Source organism: Rhodococcus sp. 14-1411-2a, from assembly GCF_002259485.1.
Lineage (GTDB): Bacteria > Actinomycetota > Actinomycetes > Mycobacteriales > Mycobacteriaceae > Rhodococcoides.
Window position 1 is genome coordinate 25936 of the sequence record NZ_NPGA01000022.1, and the last position, 22005, is coordinate 47940.

The 22005-nt window shown below is 65.7% G+C and carries 18 protein-coding genes; 9 read left to right on the plus strand and 9 right to left on the minus strand.

Going from position 1 to position 22005, the window contains the following annotated elements; all coding sequences use genetic code 11:
• Positions 1 to 11 precede the first annotated feature (11 nt).
• Complete coding sequence (locus CH291_RS25685) at positions 12 to 6029, plus strand: helicase-related protein (protein ID WP_255175798.1); 6018 nt, start codon at positions 12 to 14, stop codon at positions 6027 to 6029.
• Between the two features lie 300 nt (positions 6030 to 6329).
• A complete protein-coding gene (locus CH291_RS26625) occupies positions 6330 to 7106 on the plus strand; it encodes a hypothetical protein (RefSeq protein ID WP_143545967.1) in 777 nt (258 codons plus the stop codon).
• 78 nt (positions 7107 to 7184) lie between these two features.
• On the opposite strand, the gene mobF is transcribed toward CH291_RS26625, so the two are convergent.
• The gene (mobF, locus tag CH291_RS25695) at positions 7185 to 13433 is read right to left on the minus strand and encodes a MobF family relaxase (protein WP_176456967.1); all 6249 of its coding nucleotides are present in this window, start codon (positions 13431 to 13433) and stop codon (positions 7185 to 7187) included.
• Positions 13434 to 13634: 201 nt separating this feature from the next.
• Here mobF and CH291_RS25700 point away from each other — a divergent pair, with 201 nt between their 5' ends.
• The 4 genes from CH291_RS25700 (at position 13635) to CH291_RS25715 (ending at position 15824) form a co-directional block, all read left to right on the plus strand.
• Complete coding sequence (locus tag CH291_RS25700) at positions 13635 to 14006, plus strand: hypothetical protein (RefSeq protein WP_141214458.1); 372 nt, start codon at positions 13635 to 13637, stop codon at positions 14004 to 14006.
• On the plus strand, positions 14003 to 14821 hold the full coding sequence (locus tag CH291_RS25705; RefSeq protein WP_094688990.1) for a hypothetical protein: 819 nt from the start codon (positions 14003 to 14005) through the stop codon (positions 14819 to 14821). Before CH291_RS25700 ends, CH291_RS25705 begins: the two co-directional genes overlap by 4 nt.
• Before the next feature lie 2 nt (positions 14822 to 14823).
• The gene (locus CH291_RS26965; RefSeq protein ID WP_176456966.1) at positions 14824 to 15378 is read left to right on the plus strand and encodes a hypothetical protein; all 555 of its coding nucleotides are present in this window, start codon (positions 14824 to 14826) and stop codon (positions 15376 to 15378) included.
• A gap of 110 nt (positions 15379 to 15488) precedes the next feature.
• Positions 15489 to 15824, plus strand: a complete 336-nt coding sequence (locus CH291_RS25715) for a hypothetical protein (protein WP_094688991.1) — start codon at positions 15489 to 15491, stop codon at positions 15822 to 15824.
• A gap of 332 nt (positions 15825 to 16156) precedes the next feature.
• Here the strand turns inward: CH291_RS25715 and CH291_RS26630 are convergent, their stop codons facing one another.
• Positions 16157 to 16555 carry a hypothetical protein gene (locus CH291_RS26630; protein ID WP_143545968.1) on the minus strand — a complete coding sequence of 133 codons (399 nt, stop codon included), beginning with the start codon at positions 16553 to 16555 and terminating at the stop codon, positions 16157 to 16159.
• A gap of 276 nt (positions 16556 to 16831) precedes the next feature.
• Here CH291_RS26630 and CH291_RS25720 point away from each other — a divergent pair, with 276 nt between their 5' ends.
• From CH291_RS25720 to CH291_RS25730, 3 genes are all read left to right on the plus strand, one after another.
• Positions 16832 to 17257, plus strand: a complete 426-nt coding sequence (locus CH291_RS25720) for a hypothetical protein (protein ID WP_094688992.1) — start codon at positions 16832 to 16834, stop codon at positions 17255 to 17257.
• Positions 17258 to 17375: 118 nt separating this feature from the next.
• Entirely contained in the window at positions 17376 to 18329 is a 954-nt protein-coding gene (locus CH291_RS25725; RefSeq protein WP_094688993.1) for a hypothetical protein, read from the plus strand.
• A gap of 9 nt (positions 18330 to 18338) precedes the next feature.
• Positions 18339 to 18644, plus strand: a complete 306-nt coding sequence (locus tag CH291_RS25730; RefSeq protein ID WP_094688994.1) for a hypothetical protein — start codon at positions 18339 to 18341, stop codon at positions 18642 to 18644.
• A 149-nt stretch (positions 18645 to 18793) separates the two neighbouring features.
• On the opposite strand, the gene CH291_RS25735 is transcribed toward CH291_RS25730, so the two are convergent.
• The 7 genes from CH291_RS25735 to CH291_RS25765 form a co-directional block, all read right to left on the minus strand.
• Positions 18794 to 18997: a hypothetical protein gene (locus CH291_RS25735; protein ID WP_141214456.1), complete on the minus strand. Its 204-nt coding sequence runs from the start codon at positions 18995 to 18997 to the stop codon at positions 18794 to 18796.
• Between the two features lie 101 nt (positions 18998 to 19098).
• The gene (locus tag CH291_RS25740) at positions 19099 to 19584 is read right to left on the minus strand and encodes a hypothetical protein (protein ID WP_094688996.1); all 486 of its coding nucleotides are present in this window, start codon (positions 19582 to 19584) and stop codon (positions 19099 to 19101) included.
• Positions 19581 to 20177, minus strand: coding sequence for a DnaB-like helicase N-terminal domain-containing protein (locus tag CH291_RS25745; RefSeq protein WP_094688997.1), 597 nt, complete (start codon positions 20175 to 20177; stop codon positions 19581 to 19583). The genes CH291_RS25740 and CH291_RS25745 overlap by 4 nt, the downstream gene beginning before the upstream one ends.
• A 52-nt stretch (positions 20178 to 20229) precedes the next feature.
• Positions 20230 to 20487 carry a glutaredoxin family protein gene (locus CH291_RS25750; protein WP_094688998.1) on the minus strand — a complete coding sequence of 86 codons (258 nt, stop codon included), beginning with the start codon at positions 20485 to 20487 and terminating at the stop codon, positions 20230 to 20232.
• A gap of 391 nt (positions 20488 to 20878) precedes the next feature.
• Positions 20879 to 21235 carry a hypothetical protein gene (locus CH291_RS25755; RefSeq protein ID WP_094688999.1) on the minus strand — a complete coding sequence of 119 codons (357 nt, stop codon included), beginning with the start codon at positions 21233 to 21235 and terminating at the stop codon, positions 20879 to 20881.
• 33 nt (positions 21236 to 21268) lie between these two features.
• A complete protein-coding gene (locus CH291_RS25760) occupies positions 21269 to 21649 on the minus strand; it encodes a hypothetical protein (RefSeq protein ID WP_094689000.1) in 381 nt (126 codons plus the stop codon).
• Entirely contained in the window at positions 21646 to 21978 is a 333-nt protein-coding gene (locus tag CH291_RS25765) for a hypothetical protein (protein WP_094689001.1), read from the minus strand. Before CH291_RS25765 ends, CH291_RS25760 begins: the two co-directional genes overlap by 4 nt.
• Positions 21979 to 22005: the final 27 nt, after the last annotated feature.

Genomic DNA, 22005 nt, shown 5'->3' on the forward strand with positions numbered 1-22005 from the left:
CTTCCCAACCGGTGCCGAAGTTGCAGCCCACACCAGAGGTTGTCGCGAACACCGCCGTCGACGCCGCGGTGCTACCGCCGTCCCCGGTCGAGCTGGTGCGCGACGCCTACGGTCGGCTGGCGCGCGAGGACGAAGCGTACGTGCGGTTGGCGCGGATCCGCGCCGACCTCGACGGAACACTGACCGCCGAGCAGGTCACCGACGCACTGATGGAGCTGCGCCGCGCAGGCGATGTGTCGTTGATTCCCGAGGAGAATCAGAAGACTCTCGGGCCCGACGATCACGCCGCCGCGATCAGCTACGGCAACCAGAGTCGGCACCTGATCGCCGTCGACGGTCGCCACGTCGACCAACTCCTCGCCGCGCAGAGCACTCCCCCACCCACCGTCGAGACCGACTCCCCCACAGTCGAACCGACCCCCGACCCCACGGCGACTACCGCAGTCCCTGACGCCACCGAGGGGATGGTGGTCGACACTCAGACAGTCGCCGAGCGATTGTGGAATGTCGATCCCGTCGACTTCCGGCCCGGCACCGAGATTCTGGTTCCGTCCGGAGCGAAAGCCCGCGTATCAGCGAACATCGACGCCCTGCGCACCCTCGCTGTCGTCACCGCGCAGGATCGCTACGCCACCGCCGACGAGCAAGCGGTCCTGGCTCGCTGGTCGAGTTGGGGCGCGACCCCGCAGGTCTTCGACCCGCGACGCGACGATTGGACCGCCGAACGCGAGCAACTACGCACCCTGCTCGACGACGCAGCCTGGGCTCAGGCACAGCGCACCATCCTCAACGCCCATTACACCGACCCGGCCATCGCGGCGGCGATGTGGAGGGCGACGATCCGGGCCGGGTTCACCGGCGGCCGTGTCCTCGAACCGGGTTGCGGTGCTGGCACATTCATCGCCCACGCCCCTAGCTCGGCGCAGATGGTCGGGGTGGAGCTCGATGCCACCACTGCCGCGATCGCCGCGGCGTTGAATCCGTCGGCGCAGATCCGCGGCGAAGGATTCGAGAAGACCACCGCGCCGGCGTCCTCGTTCACCGCGGCGATCGGCAACGTCCCGTTCGGGGACTATCGGCTCTACGACCCGGTCCACAACCAGGCCAAGCACTCGATCCACAACCACTTCATCGTCAAATCGTTGGCGATGACTGCACCCGGCGGTTACGTCACCGTCCTGACCTCCCGCTACACCCTCGACGCCCAGAACCAGCGCGCCCGCCGCGACATCGCCGCCCTCGGCGACCTCGTCGGCGCAGTGAGATTGCCGTCCAACGCGTTCCGGCGGGTTGCCGGGACCGAGGTCGTCACCGACATTCTCGTGTTGCGTCGCCGCGCAGACGGGGCGAAGCCCGCACCATTGACCGAGCGGTTCCTGCAGCTCGAGAACGCCACTGCACTCGATGATGCCGGCGAGGACAAGGGCGTACCGATCAATGCCGTCTACACCGATCACCCGGAATGGGTGCTCGGTGAGCTGCGGGTCGGGCACGGCATGTACGGCAACGAGACTCTGTCCGTCGACGCGACCGACAGCGACGTCGACCTCGCTTCTCTGGTCGAGGATCGGCTCACCGCGATCGTCGATGTCGCGAAGACCGACGGGCTCGGGCTCACCGCATCGTGGCGCGACACCCTCGGGCCGACCCGGGAGGACTTCGAGCGCGGGCTCCTCGCGATCGGGAACGGACCGGACCAGGACGAGCTCGCGGTGGGAACGCTGCGGCACGACGTGCAGATGGAGACCATCGAACGCTGGAACTCCCGCGAGTGGGAGCTGGTGAACACTCGTGGAGCCAAGCAGGTCGCCGAATGGGGCGAGCTGCTCGCGCTGCGCGACACCACCCATGCCCTGATCGACGCGCAACGCGGCCCCACCGACCCCGGCCAACGGCAAGCGCTGCGGGAGATCCTGGGTGAGCAGTACGACGCCTACGTTGCCCGCTACGGCCCGATCAACCGGTTCAAGATGTCGATACCCAAGGACCTCACCGAATCGCAGCACGATGCCGCTCTGGCGAAGCTGATCGAGACGTGGCGTAAGGACGAAGGGGTCGCCGGCGACCCGTATGCCGGGGAGATCCCCGAGGACGTCTACGACCGGCTGTCCGACGATGCCTGGATCAACCCGCGACAGCCGACCAAGCTGCAGAGTCACCTCGGCCGAGCTATCCGCGCCGACCCGACGTTCGCCGCGGTGCTTTCCCTCGAGCATTTCGACGAGGAGACCATGACGGCCCGCAAGGCGGCGATCTTCCACACCGATGTCCTGCACTCGCGTGAGCTGCGCAGTTACGCCGAGACGGTCGACGAGGCGATGGCCATCAGCCTCGACGAGCACGCGCGTCTGGACGTCGGGCGTATCGCCGAGCTGCTCGGGACCACCGTCGAGCAGGCCGAGACGCAGATGGAAGGCCGTGCTTTCCGCACGTTGACCGATCCGACACGGTGGGTGTCGTCGTCGAGGTATCTGTCGGGCAATGTTCGCACCAAGCTCGCCGATGCCGAAGAGGTCGCCGCCCTCGATCCCCGCTACCAGGCCAACGTCGATGCGTTGACCGCGGTCATCCCGCCGCGCAAGACCGATGTCGATGTCGCTCTCGGTGCTCCGTGGGTGCCGATCGAGACTTACACCCAGTTCGTCCGCGAGACGTTCGAGGTGCCGGCCGATGTTCCGGTGACCATCGAGCGGGCATCGGGACGATGGTCGGTCACGGTCGGGCACTACGCGGACTCGGGAGCGCAGAATCTCAAATGGGGTCTGGTGCCCAAACGGGGCGCGTGGTCGACGAAGTACAACTTCGAGCACCGGCCGGCCGAAGACCGCGGTATCGGCAACGCCGGTATGCGCGCCGGGGACTACGAATGGCCCGCAATGCTCACCGATCTGCTCAACAGCGACCCGATCGAGATCACCAGCTCGAAAGAGTTCCGTGACAGCGCGGGCGCACCGACGGTGCACGATGCTGCGACACGCGCCGCTCAGTCCAAGGCGCGACGTCTGGCGCAGGAGTTCGGGCAGTGGGCGTTGCACGCCGACGAGGTGCGCCGCGAACAGCTCCTCGACATCTACAACGACAAGTTCAATTCCGTTGTTGCGCCGGTGCATTCGGGTGCGCACATGTCCTTTCCCGGTCTCGGGGAGAAGTACTCGCCGTACCCGTACCAACGCGACGCCGCCGCCCGGATCGTCTCCGAGCCGACGGTGCTGCTCGATCACGTCGTCGGGGCCGGCAAGACCGGCACCATCTTGATGGGTGCGATGGAGCTCAAGCGCCTCGGGTTGGCGAACAAGCCGTGGGTGGTGGTGCCCAACCACATCATCGACCAGGTCGTCCGCGAAGCGGGCCAATGGTATCCCGGCGCACGGATCCTGTCCGGATCGGCGGCCACCGACGCCGAAGGGCGCCGATTGCTGGTCGCGCAGTCCGCCTCACAGGACTGGGACATGGTGATCGTGCCGCGGTCGGCGTTCTCCTCGATCGGGGTCGATCCCGGCACGAAAGCCGAATACATCCGCACCCAGGTCGAGGCTATCGCCGCCGAGCTCGACAACGTCGAGAGCATCCAGACCGGCAAACGTCTCGAGGCGATGAAAGCCAAGCTCGAGGAGAAGCTCGAAACGGCCCTCGAACAGGCCGGGAAGGATCTCGGGCTCACGTTCGAGGCATCGGGCTGCGACTACCTGTTCGTCGACGAAGCCCACGAGTTCAAGAACCTCGCTCGCGCGTCCGGGGTCACCGAGCTCGCCAACGAAGGCTCGCACCGGGCCACCGACCTCGATCTGAAGCTGAACTATCTGCGGTCGATGCGCCGCGAGGAAGCGATCACCAAAGGCATCCCGCCGGAGGAGTACGTCGAACGTGTGGCCACGTTCGCCACCGGCACACCGGTCGCGAACTCTCTCGCCGAGCTGTGGGTGATGCAGCACTACCTGCGTCCGGATCTCCTTGAGGACGCCGGGGTCGCCCAGATCAACGACTGGGGAGCGACATTCACCGACACCGTCGAGCGGGTCGAGCTGAATTCGTCCGGATCGAGACTGCGGGCGATCACCCGGGTCGGTGAATTCACCAACGTCGGCGATCTGATCGGTATGACCAGCGTCTACACCGACGCCGTCACCCGCGATCAGGTGCCGGCGAACCTGCCGGTCAAGGACGGTGGCCGCAACACCGACGTCACGTTCACTCCAGCGCTGGAAGTGCAGGACTTCATCGCCGATCTGGGCTACCGGGCCGATCACGCCGACGTCAAACGCCCGGACATCGACAACGCGCTCAAGGTCGCCAACGACGGCCGCAACGCCACCCTCGACCCCAGGGTCGCGCACCTCAATTCGGCACCGCCGGAGCATTCACGTGCGCACATCGTTGCGCAGCGAATCCTGCACGTGCACAACGACTCCAACGAGAACACCTACCTCGATGCCTCCGGTGAACCGCACCCGACACCGGGTGCGTTGCAGATCGTGTTCTGCGACCGCTCCACCCCGAAAGCCGACGGGTCGTGGTCGATCTACGACGGGATCCGCGACGAGCTGCTCGCCGGCGGAATGGAGCCCGCGCAGATCGCGTACGTCCACGACTACCCGAAGCCGTCGGAGAAGGCCCGCCTGTTCGAGATGTGCCGCACCGGAAAGGTATCGGTGGTGTTCGGGTCCACCGAGAAGATGGGCACCGGCACCAACATTCAGGATCGCGCGATCGCATTGCATCACGTCGACGTGCCGTGGCGACCGGCCGACCTCGAACAACGTGAGGGCCGAATCATCCGGCAGGGCAACCAGAACGCCCGCGTGAAGGTGTTCAACTACGTCGCCGAGAAGACCTTCGACACCGTCATGTGGCAGACCGTGCACCGCAAGGCGTATTTCATCGAACAGCTCAAGAAAGCAGATCGCTCGATGCGCCGCGTGGTCGACCTCGACAGCGACTCGCTCGCCGAGAACTCGGCCATGACCAAAGCCCTCGCCACCGGCGACGATCGGTACATCCAGCAGATCGAACTCGACTCCCAGCTCCAGGAGCTCCAATCCGAGGCGGATTCGCATTTCGCCGAGCAACGCTCGATCGAGCGAGACCGCGACCGCCTGCGCCGCGAAGTGCCACGAGCACGTCAGCGGGTCGCCCAATTGACCGAGGCGGCACCGGTGCTCAAAGGCCGGCGCGAGGTCGAGCAGTGGCCCGGCATGACCGTTCGCGGTGTGTTCTACGACAACCGGAGCGACGCCGCGAACGCGATGGCCTCTGCACTGCAAGGCACCTATCACTCGCTCAAAGGCGCAGGGTTGACCAAGACAGTGGTCATCGCGGAGATGAGCGGATTCCCGATCGAGGCGTCCCGTCCCGCCCAGGACAGTGCGCTGTATCTGTCGTTCTCCGGACTGGGGTCGTCGACGAAAGTGATCGAAGCTCGCGACCTGCACCCGAAGATCGGGGACAGTGATCGCAGCCAACACGCTTTCGGGCTGCTGACGCGGGTCGAGAATATGGCGTACACCGTCGACACCGACCTGGCCAAGGCCGAACGGTCACTCGATCGAGACGAACAACGACTCGACGACCTCGAACTCGTCGAGCTCTCCGACTTCCCGAAAGCAGTCCAGCTCAAGGACCTCTCGAACGAAGTCTCCCGTCTGCGGCGCGAGATCAAGGAAGCCGAAACCAGCCCAGAAGCCCTCGCCCGCGATGCTGCACGCGCCGAACGCGCCGCAGGGAAAGGCCGCGAGCCCAAGTGGTCGCTCATGCTCAACCCCACCCCCGCACTCGTCGAAGACCTCGGAATGGGTAGCGCAGATGATGTACGGGCAATGATGCACGACAAAGCCATTGCTGCTCAGCTCGCTACCGCGCAAAGCGCAGGCGGGAACGACCATCTGGAACCGGGCGACACATCGACTCGTCCCGGCAATTTTCTTCGTGCGGTGGACGAAAACCCAGGAGCGGCGAAGCCATGGAAAGGTACCGAGAACGGGCGACCCGAGCCCGGGCGCGAACCTGACACGGGTTTCGGCCTCGATACCTAGATCCACAATCTCGGTCGACAAGACACATACTGCTGACCGTCAAGATTCATTGACGGTCAGCAGTATGTGGGGTGCTTTGTGTTCCCCGAATCGATCTGGCTTTGCGAGGGGACTTCGGGCGATCCCGTCGTCGAAAGGCCGCACCCGGGCGACCAACAAGGGCACGGTTCTCTATTGAGCGCATGTAACGGTTGGTCGCCTGTGGACGACTTTCCGGCAAGCACACCGTGCACCTGGAGGCAGACTGTGGAGACCACGTATCGAGGTTCGGACGGCAACGTGACAGTCGATTCCCAGGGTGTGACGCTCGAGTTCCATCCTGATGCGGGCAAGGGTTCGGACAAGGTCGCCATCGCGTATGGCCACATCGAGTCGGTGACGTTTCTCTACCCCGGGCCGGGAGCGCCGGGGTACGTGATCTTTCATGTGCCCGGCGACGATGAGGGTCTCGCCCCCGAAGAGAACCGGCACTGTGTGCTCGTGACTTCGCCCGAAGCCGGTGATGCTGCAAGGGAATACGTACCCGTCGTCCGATCCAACATGGCAGGGCGGAGCGCTACGGCAGCGCTCACTTCATCCACAGCAGGCCGTTCCATGAATCGAGGTTTTGGGCTGAGCCGAAGCCGTAACTCTCGTTCAGCTCGGCGTTCACCTCCCGGCGTTCCTCCCAACAAGAAGTTGCCGACAGGCGAGTTGTTGCGAGACTTGAAATGGCCGGATTCTCCGTCTGATTTCACCCGCGCTCATGGGTACTACTGGTCGGCGAAGGAACGGATGTGGGTGCGAGATCCCAGTGCGCCGGCTACTGGCGGCGAGCGCGTGGGAATGGCTTTTGTTGGTCTGTGCATTATCGCTGTGATCGTGGCGGCCGGGTTTGCTGCCGTCCAGTTCTTCGGTTGGATCGGCTCGGACAGCGACGACGGCCGGTGCGCTCAGCTATCAGGTTGGTATGCGGACAATCCGGGCGATTCCAACCCCGCCATTGCGGAGGACTACGCCGCTGCGTGCGGGGCAGTTCCGCCCCCTGTCCAGAGCGGTGAGCTGGTCGAAGAAGACGGCGATTACGTCTACCCGTAGCTGGCTGAGGGACACCTCGGACTCATCCTCGCGACAGCAACGAATGAGACTGGAAAGGGGACGGCACTCACTGCTTTCTCACAGCCCATGATCGTGGTCGATCCCACGCTCTTGTGTGGCCGAGTCCAGCTCCATCGGCTGCTTCCGAGTGTCCGTGGCTCCGCGCACTCGTCCGGGTCCAGGTGCGTCCGCAAGCAGGCGCGCGATGCTCTTCTGCGCCTCCGGATCAACATTCTCAGCGCTGCGCCCACCGCTACCGGTGTCTGTGATTCCGTGGATCGAAGAAGCTTCGATCATCTCGATGGCACCGGCACCGGCGCGAATGCGCTGTTCAGCAGCATGGCGGTCGCCCGCCAGAGTCACTGCTCGCAGACGCCGTCCGCGTTCGGTGATGGCGGTATCGAACACCGCGGCGGCGGCGAGATCTGCGGCGCGGCGTTCAGGGTCAGTGGCGCGTTGAACGATCGCCGGCCACTCGCCGGTCTCGGCCTGGACACGTCCGGCGGCGTCGCGTGCGGCGCGTTGAGTGTCTCGCACCTGGCGGGTGAGGCGTTCTTCCCGTAGACGCGCTTCGGCGGCTGCGGGTTCGAGGGTCTTGCGTTCACGTCTCTTCGCGGTCGACAGCTGCTCGGTGAGCGTCGTGTGTTCGGTGTGTGCGGCTTCGTATTGCGCGGTGACTCGGCGGAGTTCGGCTGCGAGTTCGCGGGCGTCGGCGATGGCTGCAGCTTGCTCGTCGAGTCGGGCGTACAGCTTCTCGGTGTCCGCGACGACGGTGGGTGCGGTGCGCGATCGTCCAGCGCGGTCGACGAACGCGATCAACTCGGCGTCCGGGACGAGCCGGATCGGGTCCTGTTCCATCTTCGCGTGTAGAGCGGCGTCGGCCGGCGAGAGCACCGGTTGCGGATCGTTGGCGGTCTCGCTGGTGTCCTTCACCGCCAGTTCTGTCTGGGCAGGCGCTTCGTGCTCGAGCTGCTCGACCACGGTATCGATTTGTGATGCGTCAACCGCCGCGGTGGTGGCAGTGGGCTGCTCCTGCGTCGTCAAGGTCGGAGTGTCGGTCATCGCGGAACGCTTCGCTGCCTGTTCGGCCCGCCACAGCATCGCTTCAGTGCGGTCGACATCGGCCTTGAGCTCGGCGAGCGCGGCGAGGTCGATGCTCTCGGCCGCCAGGCGTGCGGTGGTGACGTCGACTGCGGTGACTTCTCCCCCGTCTGCGGCGGTGACGCGCTCGTACTCGGCGGCGGCTTCGTGTGCGCGGGTGCGCGCGGCGGTCGCGGTGTCGTCGACGAATCCGGCGCGCCAGATCTCCCAGTCGAGACCGCGCTGAGCGAGGGCGCGGGCATCGTCGTCGTCCCCGGCGGCTTCGACGTCGGCGGCGACTGCGGGCCGGATGACGGTGTCGATGTGATGCCAGAGCGCTTCGGCCTCGAACTCGCGGTCGGTCCATTCCTGGCGGGTGTCGAGCATCGCGATCCGGGCGGGTCGTTGCCGGTCGGCTCGCTCCTGCAGCTCGGACAGCATCGTGCGGGCATGGAACTGTGCCGGGCTGGTGCCGTCGGAAATCCGACCGCGCAGCTCTCGGTACGTGGTTTTTGCGTCGTCGAGATCTTGGGTGAGCAGGCGGACTCGTTCGTCGGTGGTGACCGTCGGGTACGGCAGCTCGATCGTCTCGACGTACGAGCGCAGCGCCTCCCACACGTCTACTTCGGCGTCGGTGTCGTCGGTGCCGCCCTCGACCGTGGTGTCCTCGATGCCGAGTGGTGTTGCGTCGGCCTCGTGGTCGATTCCGGGGAACTCGTCGTCGTAGCCGCCGTCGTATTCCGGCGGGGGCGGCTGGTCGTAGTCTACGGGGGCGTCGAGTGCATCGAGGGAGGCGAGGTAGTCGGCATCAGCATCGACCGGAACCGATGCGGTCGAGCCGTCGACGACGGTGTCGGACGCAGCAGCCTCGGTCGGTAGTGCTGTCGGGATGACGAACTCGTCCGGCAGCTCACCGCCGACGGTGTCGGAGACCGCCTCGTCGACCACGAGAACGGCTTCTTCGTCCTCGATCGACAGTGGTTCGGCGGTGGGTGGGGTGTAGGTGCGGGCGAGGTGGTTCTCACGCACCAGCATCTCGGCCCGCCACGTCAGCGCGGTGGCGAGTTCGTGGGCGGGCAGGGTGACACCGTGATCGACCGGGTCGATGCCGCCGTGCAGGAACTCGTACGCGGTCCCGAGCAACTGTCCCGGTGTCCACAGTGCCGGGTCGGCGTCGTCGACGGTCGCCACGAGCGAGGGCCACGCCGGATCGGACATGACTCGGACGGCGGCGGTGTAGCCGAGCAGTTCGGTCAGTACCGGTGCCCAGGATGGTTCGAGGACCGGGCCGTCCGTGTCCGCGTCGACCGCGGCGGCGGAGAGTTCACCGGACAGTCGCCACCACAGGGCGGCAGCGGGCAGCTCGTCGGGCAGCGGCGATGCGGCGAGGGAGTCGCGGACGAGGGTGTGGACTTCGATTCCGGCGCGGGCGGCGGCGGAGAGTCGGTCGGCGAGGATCGGGAAGTACGGATCGCGGGCGATGTGGGTGTCGAGTTCGTCGACGAACGGTCGCCACCGCTTCACGGCGTCGTTGGTGGTGCCGATGACGGTCTCGGCGCGGCGGTCGAGGCTGCGTTGCGCTTTCGCCGATGCGGCGGCGAGCTGCTCGGGTCCGGTCGGGCGACGGTCGGCCGGGTCGACGTCGTGTGCGGCGCGGAACACCGCGAGATCGGTGAGCAGCCCCCGGTCGGGTTCGTCGGTGAGCAGCGGGCGCGCCCACACCGGTGCAGTCGTCGGTGTCCACGTGGCGATGTCGGCGGCGATGCGGTCTCGGTGACCGGTGATGGCGTCGGCGCGGGCGTCGAGGTAGCTCGCCCACTCCGGTTCTTTGCGCAATACCTCGGGGATGGCGGGCAGCCACGGCAACGGTCCCTGCGCCGACGCTCCACGTGCTGTCGAGTGGCGTCCGGTGGAGTCGAGTCGCCAGTCCAGGACTGCGGCCCGGTCGAAGGCGCTGCCGAGTTCGCGTTCGGTGATTGCGGTGTTCAGTGCGTCGACCGGGTCCCGTCCGTGTGCGGCGAGGATCGCGAGGTGTCCACGCAGGACCGGCCATGCGGCGTCGTCGGTGAGGCCGGCGACCGCGGCGTCGGCGGCGGTGTCGATCGCGGCCATCACTGTGGGTCCGGCGAGGACTTCGCAGGCGGTGGCGACGGAGTAGTCGTAGGCGTTCGCGGCCGGTGCCAGATGCGTGTGAGGGTCGTCGGCTGCAGTGAGGGTGGAGTGCGCGGAGACCTGCGCGCCGTCGCGGCGCAGGATCGCCCGGAAGTCGTCGACGGCGGTCGGGGGCAGCATTCCGCGTTCGGTCATCGCGGTGTGCAGGTCGCCGTCCGATGCGGTCGCGAGATACATGTGGTTGTTCAGTCGCCCGCGTGTGAGTGCGACGTAGGCGAGCTGTCGGGTTTCGTCGCCGGTGGCCACGACGTGGCAGGTGTCGGCGGTCGAGCCTTGCGCGGAGTGCACCGTTCCGGCGTAGCCGAGTTCGGTAGCGGACTGGACGTAGTCCGGTGACAGGGTGACGGTGCGTCCGAGTTCGAGGTGCCGCACTATCAGCGATCCGTCGCGACCGACTTTCTCGACGGTCCAGCGGTCACCGTTGCGGACCCAGTCGGTCTGCGAGAGCGGGTTGCGGCGATCGTTGGAGCGGGTGCGGACGATGTCCCCGACGCTCGCGCGGAGGCCGTCGGCGAGGACGGCTTCACGTCCGACCTTCGCGTCGGCGGCGGCGAGGCGGTCGGTGCGGGCACGGGTGTTGAGTTCGGCGACGAGTTCACGAGTGGGGGCGAGCAGCAGTGCGTCCTTGCCGGCGGCGCGGTCGGCGCTCCACGCGCTGTATGCGTCGTCGGTGACGGTGGCGATGGAGCCGACATGCAGCCGGGAGTGGTCGATGTAGAAGCCGATCGCGGCGTCGTCGCCGTCGCGCAGTGCGAGCGATGCCGCGCCTTCGGCCGCGCCGGTTGCCTTGTCGCGGAAGCGCACCACCTGCGAGAGGGTGAGCGCACCGACGCGGTCGTGGATGTCGCGCAGGACACCACCGGAAGCGACGGACGCGAGCTGTTGATCATCGCCGATCAACCGCACCGTTGCACCGCGTTCAGCGAGGGCGGTGACTGCGTCGTCGAGGTCGAGGGTGCCGGTCATCCCCGCTTCGTCGACGATGACGAGAGTGTCCTCGCCGATGTCGGTGTACCACTCGGGAACGGACACCGGATCGCCGTTGCGCAACCGCTTGGTGATGTCGACGAACTTCGCCAACGTATCGGTAGTCGTCAAGATATCTTGACGCAGGACTGCGGCGGCAGCAGCAGTCGGCGCGAACCCGACAACGTGTCCGCCTGCGTTCTGCCACGACCGTGTCAGCGCAGTCATGGCGGTGGTCTTGCCGGTTCCGGCGGGAGCGAGTGCGAGCTGAAGTTTCGCACCGGACGTGGCCATCGCCCGCACCAGTGAGCGCTGCCCGGCGTTGAGTTCGCGGCCGTTCGCCGCGGACTCGAGCAGTGCCATCTCCACGTGCTTGCCGGGGAGGGCCACACCGTCGTTGCGCTGTGCAAGGGCGACGATGCGTGCTTCGGCGTCGAGTACGGCAGTGGTGGTGAACAACGTCGCTTCGTGGCGGGTGTGCACGTCTGCGCCGTCGCGGCGGCGCATCACATTCGGGGCGATGTCTGCCGCAACGTCGTCGCCTGTCTCGTCCCCCAGGGTGACGGCAAGGTCGGTGCTGCACGCGCGGTCTGTGATCGCATCGACGAGTTCGGTGATCCGATCGGCCGGCGGGTTGGCGGTGCGGACCTGACGGATCGCTTCGGCGCGAATGTTGTGTCGTTGGTAGCGCGAGCGTGCACGGGAGACGACCTCGACGACTTCGGCGGCGGTGTAGTCGATCCAGCGTGGGTCGTCGATGTCCACGCTTGCCCGGGTGCGTTTCTTACCGGTCACCTCGGCCACCATCTTCGACAGTTCTTTCGGTGAACCGAGAACGTCGACCGCCTCAGCGCGCCACCCGCTGCGTTGCTCGGCGTGCGAGCGCGGTTCGTGTTTGGCCTGCCGGGTCTCCAGGGTCGCGCGCTGCGCAAGCCGTATCGCTTCGATGGCGGTCGGTTCGCGGTGATGCTCGGCCTGGAACGCGCGTGCGAGCTCGGCGGTGCGCACGACGATGGCGGCGTTGCGCGAAGACCAGCGTTCGGCCAATCGTGTGTCCAGGCCGACGATTTCGCGGACGGGTCGCTTCGACCGGTCCTCGCTCGGGCGCTCAGTGAAGTCGACTCCGATGCGTTCACGTAGTTGCGCTTCGAGGGCGGTGTTGTAGACCTCGGAGGCGGGAACGTTGTTGCGGTACAACGCGGCCCCGTCGAGCGCGAGCCACTTCGTCGTCCCGTCCGGCAGAGTCGTGGAGACCTTGTTCGAGATCGCGACGTGGGTGTGCAGGTTCGGATCACCCGCGCGCGAATCGCGGTGAGTGAACGCTGCGGCAATCAATCCGTTCGCGTCGACCTGCGCGACACCGCCGTTGCCGAGACGGGTGAAGCAGGCGTGCTCTTCGAGGTATTCGAGGGCTGCTGCGATCGCGGCGTCGTGCGCTGCTTCGATCTCCTGCGAGATCTCCCGCGGCGCAACCGCCCACAGCGCCGAGACCGACTTGACCGGAGTGAACGTGAGGTCGAACCCGGCGACGGCTTTGGTGTTCTGCCGCCCCGATTTGGCGACCCACCCGGACAGTTCACGCTCGTCGGCCGGGACGCGTCCGTACTCGCGCTCGAACATCTCCCTCGCGACGCGGGTGCGGATCGTTGCGCGCGATTCGGCCTCGATCGGTGCGTTCCATTTCTCGCCGGCCGCGAGGTTGTGCTCGACGAACGCCTTCGCGCACGCGACCCGATAGTCCGACGCTCCGTTGTCGATCTTGAACGCGCGACCGAGCTTGATCGCCGCCGATGCCGCGCGCTCTGCGTTCTTCGTCGACGCACCGGCAGCGAGCTCGGCCGCGAACTTTTCCGCGTACATCGTGTCGGCCTCGGGGTGCAGGCCGTCACCGAACAGCGCCTTCATGTGCGCCTCGGACACCTGCTCCCCTGCGCCGATGGTTTCCAGCTCGGCGAGTCCGGACCCGGTCCAGCGGCCCGGAGATTCGCCTTTTTCGGAGTAGTACTCGGCCAATGATGCGGCCCCTCGTTCGGTGGAATCTGCCGCTGCAACCTGCCTGGTCAGGTACGTATACCCGTCCCCGGCGGTGAGCTTGTGCAGACCCATCATGGACCGGACCTTACCAGCGAAATCCACAAACTGTCCTGAATGCATGAGGTCTGTGGGTTGGTTTTGGCTTCGGATCGGTAAAAGGTGATGGGTCGGAGTGGGTGGGTGAACTGGGGTTTCGTTGGTGGTGGATCGGTGATGTGGCGGGAGGTTGTGTCAGGATCTGTGAAATTGACGGTGTCTGGGGCTATGGTTGGCCGCATGGCGTCGACACAGGCTCGGATGACTGCGCGTGCTCGGGCGCGTGCGGCGCAACAGAAAGTGCTCGCGGATCGTCAGCGCCGGGACGCGGCGAACATGGCGTCGTTGACGGCGTTCTTCACCGCCGCCGAGCAGATCGACGCCGCGAAACTCGCGATGGCCCGCGCGCTCGACGACATCCGCGCCCGCGAAGGAACACTCGTCGCCGCCGCGACACTGACCCAGATCACGACCGGCGAAGCACGCAAACTTCTGGCCCTGCTCAGCGACACCGCCGACACCGACTCCTCGGACGACTCCGACACCGGCACCGGCTCGTCGCCGGACACCGTCGAGGCACCGGCCGACGACACGAACGGAGGACACAGATGAGCGTCTACACCGGCGAACTGGTGGCGGCATTGACCGACGCGGGCTACCCCGCTCCCCACACACCGGACACGGATCCGAATGTGCTCGCCTGGAGCAGCGACGGCACCGTTCCGCATATCCATGTCGACGACACCGGCCGGGTGCGCGTGCACACCGCGGCACGCCTCGACGCGCAATTCACCCTCGGCCCGCAGCGTCAGTCCGCCGCCGACTGGGTCGCACTGCTGCACCCGCACCTCGCAACACGTGTCGCCGCCGCGACCGGCACTGTGATCGCCGAACCCGCGTCGGTCGTGCAGCGCAGCGCGGCGCTGGTGTGGCTCGAACCCGATTTCGCCAGTCACGGGACCTACGCGGTCTACACCGACAACGCACGCATCCGCGTGTCGGACAAGATCGGCGTCGAGACCGCAACCGACTTGTTCGGCACCGCCCGCGGACACCAACTCGGCATCACACCGTCGGTGCTGTCTCCGCTGCACTCGGCACACCTGGGAACGGTGATGATCAACGCCGACCTCGCCTACGCGTCGGCCGGGCAGAGCTCCGGAATGTGGCGGCCCGCGATCTCCTTCCGCGACACCCGAGGGTTCATGGAGCGAGCCACGATCCGATTCGGCGGACGTGAGAAACCCGCGCAACCGTCCGTTCCCGACGCGCGTTTTCGTGACTTCCACGCCCCGACGATCGAACTCGCGGCCGGAGGATCGAATACGAGATCGACCTTTGCCGACGCGTCCTCCGTTGCGTTCGTTGTGCTGCGGAACGCGCGGCGTCGACACCTCGCCGACAGTCACCACTTATCGGGACGCTGATCGTGACCGCGACGACGCAACTGGCACTGTTCGGCGGGGACACCATCGTCGAACCGGAGATGTCGGTACGTCGATCGTGGCGTCCGTTGCAGGGACCGTTGACCGCCAAGACCGTGGCCCGGTTCTGGACGAAAGTGGTCATCACTCCGACGTGCTGGCTGTGGCGATCGGCCGTCAGTTTTCCCGACGGCTACGGTCGCTACACCTTCACCGACGGCGACACACCACGAACGTTGTCGGCGCACCGGTTCGCGCTGTTGCTCGCGCACGGCGACCTCGGTGACGGGATCGTCGGCGAGCACGACTGCGACGAAACCTTGTGTGTACGAGTCGACGACGGTCACCTCAAGCGGGGCACCCAATCGGCGAACCTTGCACACGCTGTTGCAACCGGACGCCACATCGGACCGACGCCCGCAGGCGGCGATCCGCGCGGGCGCTACGGGCGGGCCGTGGCGATCCGTGATGCGCTCAAAAACGGCTACGACGCCGAGCGACTGCGCGCCGCCCTCGCCGGATACAGCTTCGACGCACAAGCACCACCAACCTTGTTCTGAACCGAACGCCACCGACACATGTCGGTGGCGTTCGGTAGAGATAGATCCATCAGGCCTGGGCCGCGCCGCCGCACCGGTGAGAGCAGTCCTCAACGAAAAGGACGTACGACATGACGCTCTCCTCGCTTTTCACCGACGACGTCGGACCGCTGCCCCTGCTCGCCGTCGCCGGTGCCGGACTCCTGATCTGGTACGTGCGATACCTCGGCGAGAACGACCCCGGATGGAAAGGTTTCGTGGCGAACATTCTCACCGTCATCGGCGTCGGCGCGTACCTCGTCGTCCTCGCTGTTGTGTTCGGCGCGTTCATCGCAGTGATCGGCGCGTTCATCGCAGTGATGCTGTTCATGCTTCCCCTGTTCGCACTCGGCGGTGCCAGCGGAGTCGCCGACCGCCGACCCCGACGCGGGTACCACCGCGACCCCTACGGCAACGACTACTACTGACCGACCGCAGCGCACGCACCGAAGCTTCTGCACACACCGCACTTTGTGCGATGCGCACGCGATGCAACGCCAACTGAGTATGCGTGAAACGGTGTTCATGCAACCGTTGCGTGCGCCGCCTCCAGCGGCCGGTGCACGGTTGTCGACGCCTCCTTGCCGCGCGTCCAACTGGTGACGTCGTCGTCGGTCACGGTCGACAGAGTGCCAGCAGACGCCTACGGGAAACATCAACCCACCGGGTGCAGACACACTCGCAGTAGCTGATTGGACATACGCTGGTGACGCACGTTTCCGGGCGCTCACTACACACCCTTTGGGAACTGCGAACGTCGTCAGCGCGCTCGAAGCCAACTCATAAGCGCACCACGGACCTGCCCTGCGGTTGGAGGCGTCAGCGAGGAGTAGCTGGGATCGGAGCTGGGCATGCCGCCGTGATTGCACAGGACAACCGTGCCATTGCTGTATATCCGCACCTTGGCACCGTTGGAACTTATGTAACCATCATCGAAGATCTCCCCGTTGGGGACGCTGAGGTCAAGGTCCCAGCGAGGTCGAACCCACCCATTTGTGGGCTTTATTTTCAGACGGCGAGCTGAGGCAATGAAGTCCTCAGCCTGATCTTCGAGATGCTTCTTAAGTGTGCCGCGCGCAGCGGCACGTTTCGCTTCCCATTCAAGTCGGTCGCGCTCCACGCTGCTGCGGTGAGAGTTGATGTCGTCCGCCATACTCATCATGGAATTGTGGCGCATCCAGCTTTTGGCTGCACCCCTCCAGGGCGCTGTGAACCAAAAGCCCAGACGTCGGTTGCGACTCATGGCGGGACACACTGGTTTGCCCTAAGCTGTAGACCAAGTTCGAGCGTCGATGAGGGTCACGTTCGAGCGCGCCCCACCCGTACCGATTGACTCCGCACTGCGTTCACCGCACTGCCGGTTGTGCAGCTCTGTGAGCGATCGGTGCCAGTCCGGTGGGGGATATCCGCGCACCGAATCTGGAAGGCCCTCACCATGTCTGTCTCTCCCGCTGTCGACAAAGACACCGCGCTGGCGCGCGCCCGCGCCGCGATCGAGAACCGCACCAAATACATCGAGTCACTCTTCGACGCCGCCCAGGCGTCCGCTGATGCGCGCGAGAAGGTCGCCGACGCAAACCGCGCGGCCGAACGCGCGAACGCCGACCACGCGGCCGCGTACAAAGAAGCGCTCGATGCCGGATGGACGGTCGCCGAACTCACCGGAAGTGGTCTGACCGCTCCGACACCGGTGGGCAAGAAATCATCCAAGACCTCCAAGCGGACGACCGGTCGCGGTGCGCCGCGCCGCCGCGTCGGTGCCGAGAACACCACCGGCCTCGACCGCCGACCCGACGACGCCTCGTCGACGACACCCGGTACGCCGTCCGAACCGCAGACCTCGGCTGCAGACGCGCACTGACACTTCCGCTCTCGCACCACCTGCGACCGGTACTGGTCGCGCCACTGCCCTGCCATTTGCGCGCTCGCCACGTCTTCTCGTGCGGGCGCACCCACATCACTGAGAAGGACCACCGACTATGAGCCAGCCCGAATTCAACGTCGAAGTAGCCACCCTCGACCGCAACGGCGATCCCGGTTTCGTGCACTACCGCGGCGCGTTCTACACCTCCCGCTCCGCCGGACAGTTCGCCCTCACCCAAGCAGCAGCACTGGCAGACACCTACGAGCTCGACACCGTCTCGGTCGTCATCGACGCAGTCGACGAGGGAACCTCACGCCGTGATGTCGAGTTCATCGGCAGCCCCGGCGAGCTCGCCGCCGAACTGACCGCACTCCCGGCCTACGCCTCCGGTGCACGGCGCACCGTCATCCCCGCACCCCGCAACGTCACCGCCGCAGTAGCCGCCGTCGTCGAAGCGTCACCGCCGCTTCCCGATTCGGCGGTCGACGGTCCCGACGCAGTCGCAGTTCTCGACGTGGAGGTGTACTCCACCCGACCCGGCCCGATCCCCAACTCACGCACCGACGTCGGCTCATACACCCCCGATGACGCGCACCGCATCGCCGAGCAGCTCGCCGCCGATCTCGGCGGCACCATCGAACCGATGCGCAACGACACCGTCCTGCGCGTGACCCACACAGCGGATGTCTCGGACACCGATCGCATCGCCGCCGAGCGGTCCGTGCAGGTGCGGAACCTGCGCGCGAACCTCGCCGTCCTCGACCCGGTCGCCGACGCCGAACACATCACCGCACTCGCCGCCGACCTCGAGGATCTGCGGGCACGGTCGAGGCCGGCCGCCCGTCCGGACGACACTGCGAATGCGACTGTGTCCGCCTCGGTATCGACGTCACCCGTGATGCACGCGGTCAAGGCCGACCGTGCATCGACGCGGCCTCGTGGGTTGGTCACTCCCCCGCAGGCCCGCTCGACCGGATCGCTGCGGGCGGACTCCCCGACACTGCACACACCACCGCCCGCGGCGCACACCGCAGCGACATCGCGCGTGGTCGATCACGGACTCGGATGAGCGCCGAACATGGGTCACGGGCGGCATCGGCTGCGAACCGAACCACAGATCGGAACCAAGCCTGCTCATCGGCTACACGGCGGCGACATCGGCTGCCGGGTGACGTTCGCGCCACTGCGGTGGACCGACACTGCGATGACCGGCGAGCTACGACAGATACACATGTCGGCGGACGAGATTCACATCGCGGTGCTGCAAACCGATCAGCAGAAGGGGGCGTACCCGATGTTCGAGAGCAGCGGCATGGACGACGCCCCGTATTTCGTGGACTACCAGGTCGACTGGGACGCAGACGTCGACGTGTGTGATCGGTAGCGTCCACACCGCACCACCGAAGATGGCCACCGAATCACTGCCACGACAAGGAGGCACCTGCACGATCGTGCGGGTGTCTCCTTTCGTTCAGGACCTCAGTTCCGGCAGGGGCAGTATGTGGTGGAGTCCAGTGCCCGGCGGCGTATGTCTCAGGCTGCGCTGTAGAGGTCCAGTCCGACGGCCCATGCGGTCACGGCGCGTTGCTCGGCTTCGGTCATCTCGAAGGCGCGGAGGTAGTCCCAGTCTTGGAGCGCCTCGACGTCGAAGGGATCGGCACCGACACCGCTGCACCAGACGAGGTAGTCCGCGGGCGGTGAAAGGGTGCCACCGCCTGCGATCATGCATTCGGGCATCGAATTTCACCTTCCAGGTTTCGTTGACGCTCGTGTTGCTGACGAAAATAGGGTTCTACGAACGCAATCTGTTACGAGGCAGGGGTCTCGACAGTCGTTGGTCAGGCGATACGTCGGCGGCGTTGTTCGGTGGCGCTCACCGGTGGTTCCCAGCGTCCGGTGTGCCCGTTGTAGGAGTATCCGCGTTCGTCGATCCATCGGGTGTCGCGTTCGTTGCGGGGCCCGGTGCGGGCGCGGGGACTGTCGAGGTCGACGACGTCACCGTTGTAGTCGTAGGCGATCCCGGCCACGACCATCGACACGGGTGTCACTGCGCCGGCCGCGAGCGCGTCCCGGCACGCCTGGTAGACCGGGCACTCGAACCGGCAGGTTCGGACGGCGATTTTCAACCGATCCTTCGTCGAGGCGTCGAGATCCCAGGACGACGGGTCGGCGCTGCACGCCGGGGTCGCGTCGTCGTCGACGGCGGAGGGTCGCTGGATGGTCATGGTTCCTCGCTCGGGCCGGTAGTCGGAGATGTGGGTCGTCGGTGCGGATGAGTGACGGCGTGGCGGTGAGCCGCTCGGGGTGGTGTCGGAGACGGTCATCGTTCACCGCGAAAAGTGTTGAGCCGGTTCCACAGTGCGCGTTGAATGCGTCCGCGCTCGACCATGTGGTCGAACAGATACTCCTCGGGTAGCTCGTCGGCTGCCTGAGCGATGGCCTCGCCTACGGTGCGGTAGCTGCGTCGGTAGGCCTGCGAGAGCACCATGTCGGCGTAGTGGGCCGCAGCGGCGGCGTGACCACCGGCGGTGGCCACGCCGGTGAGGCGGTGACGTAGCGAGTCTCCGGCGGGTCCGCCGGATCCGGCGCGGGCAAGAGCGTGGGTGACACTGGCCGGGTCGTGCTGCTCGTCGGCCGCGACGAGTGCGGCGATGACCTCGTACAGACTCGCGTAGGCGGCGGTATCGAAGTCGGCGGCGGTGACAGTGGCGGCGATGCGCCGGGTCTCGGCGGTAGGCCCGTCGGGGTGATTGCTCCACATCAATGCCGACAGCAGCAGGGCCTCGGGGTCGGTGGAGGGTCGGTGGGCTGCGCTCCAGTCATCGACCGCGCCGTCGTCGTCCACGGACACCAGACCCTGCGCGGTGATGCCGGTGGGCTCGTCGGCGGGTGAGGGAACTGCACTCAGGGGCGTCATCGAAAGACTCGTTTCGCTGGCGGGGTTTCGAGCAGGGACAGAGGCGAATCGGTCAGGCGGTGGCGGCGAGCTTGTCGAGTGCGTCGATCCGGAAGCCACTCCAGTGTTCGAGGTGTGTGCCGTTCTCGGTGGCCTCTTCGACGACCACGACGGGCATCTGCCGGTACCCGAGTCGATCGGCGACGAACTCGCGCGCCGCCTCATCTTCGGTGACATCGACCGTTTCGTATTCGAGGCCGTGCTTGTTCAGACGCCGTTTCGTTTGATCGCAGTTGTTGCATTCAGGCTTCGTGTACACGGTGATCGACATGAACAACTCCTCGAAAGAATGTCGGTGATGGGTTCAATTCTATCTCAAAAAGCGCGAATAGGCCATGGGTAACATAGATGTATATTCCTTCGATTTCATTGCAGCCCTTGACTTTACGAATAGAAACCACAAGGCGCAACATGCACTCGAGGGGGTTGTGCATTAGGCATTCCAAGAATTTATTCGAGCGCCGAAATAGAGTTTCAATTGCGTCGGCATTCCCGAGGAGACATCGTTGTCAGGAAATGCGAAACGCCGCCGGAGCTGGTGCTCTACGGCGGCGTTGTGGGATACAGCGGGCGGGGATTCTGCGTGGGAGCGATGGAGGGTGACGAGGCTCGTCAGTGGTCGAGTTCGTAGCGTCGGGTGCGGGCGACGTTCGTGTTCGCGGTCAGCCTTCGTTCCGAAGAGAGCTGGCCGTGTCCACGAAGACATGTGCCGAGACAACGAGCTTGCGGACCATGAGTAGCCAGCGCATGTTCCAGGTAATCGGCACCATTGCCGCGATCACCCACACCCATATCGCGATGGTGGCCGGGACCGGCGGGGCGTTGAGAAGGAAGTACAACGCTCCGAGAGCGACGAATCCCGCCATGCCGATCCGGAAATAGAGGCTGATTCGATGATTGAGGAAACCCGTGTAGATGGTCGCTGCGGCGTCGTACTGTTCGAGATTGTCGAGTGTGGGTTCGTCCATCACCAGATCGAGAGCTTTCTGGTGTCCGTCCGCAGCGGTGGCGATGTCCATGGTGTCTCCGTTCGTTGTGTCGAGGTCGGCCGGTCAGTGGTCTGACGGGTTGTTGCGGCGTTGATCGCCGACGAACTTTGCCCTGTTCGCGGTGGCGACGATCTCTTTCGTCCCTTTCGAGCCCAGCTCGTTGCCGATACGGACAAGAGCGAACACCAATGCCACTGCAAGAGCGGGAAATAAGAGTTCGATGATGCTGACGTCAGATCCGTCGAAGCGCATCTTGACGTTGTACGCGGCAGCGGCGATCCCGAGGATGCCCACCACAACAGCGGCGAATCTGTTGAGCCCGATCCGAAGCCCGTCCATTGCGTCCGCTGACTCGAAGTAACGTGCCGCATTCTCTTCGCTGTCGTCGGACAGGAATTCCTGGCGGATCCGGCGGTGGTCGCGGAAGGTGGTGAACGGGTTCATCGGTGGTTCCTGTCTTCTTCGACGGTGGCCTGGACGAAGCTGCGCTGCTGGCTGGCCTCGTACTCCTCACGGGTGCTGTTGAACATCCGTGCGCACTGGTAGCCGAACAAGATGAAGCCTGCAATAAGGGCGGCTTTCCATCCCCAAGCGAGGTCTGGATAGGTAAGGGCAAAGACAGTGGCAGCGACTACGGCGAGGCTGATGAGAGCAAGTGCGTTGCTATGCAGTGCGGTGCGGGACGGTCTGCGTATGTAGAGGATACCGAGGGCGTAGGCCCCGGTGACGGCTACCACGAACACGGTCAGCGCTGTGGGGTTGACGAGATTCATGGGGTGTCTCCGTTTCGAGCTGTGGTC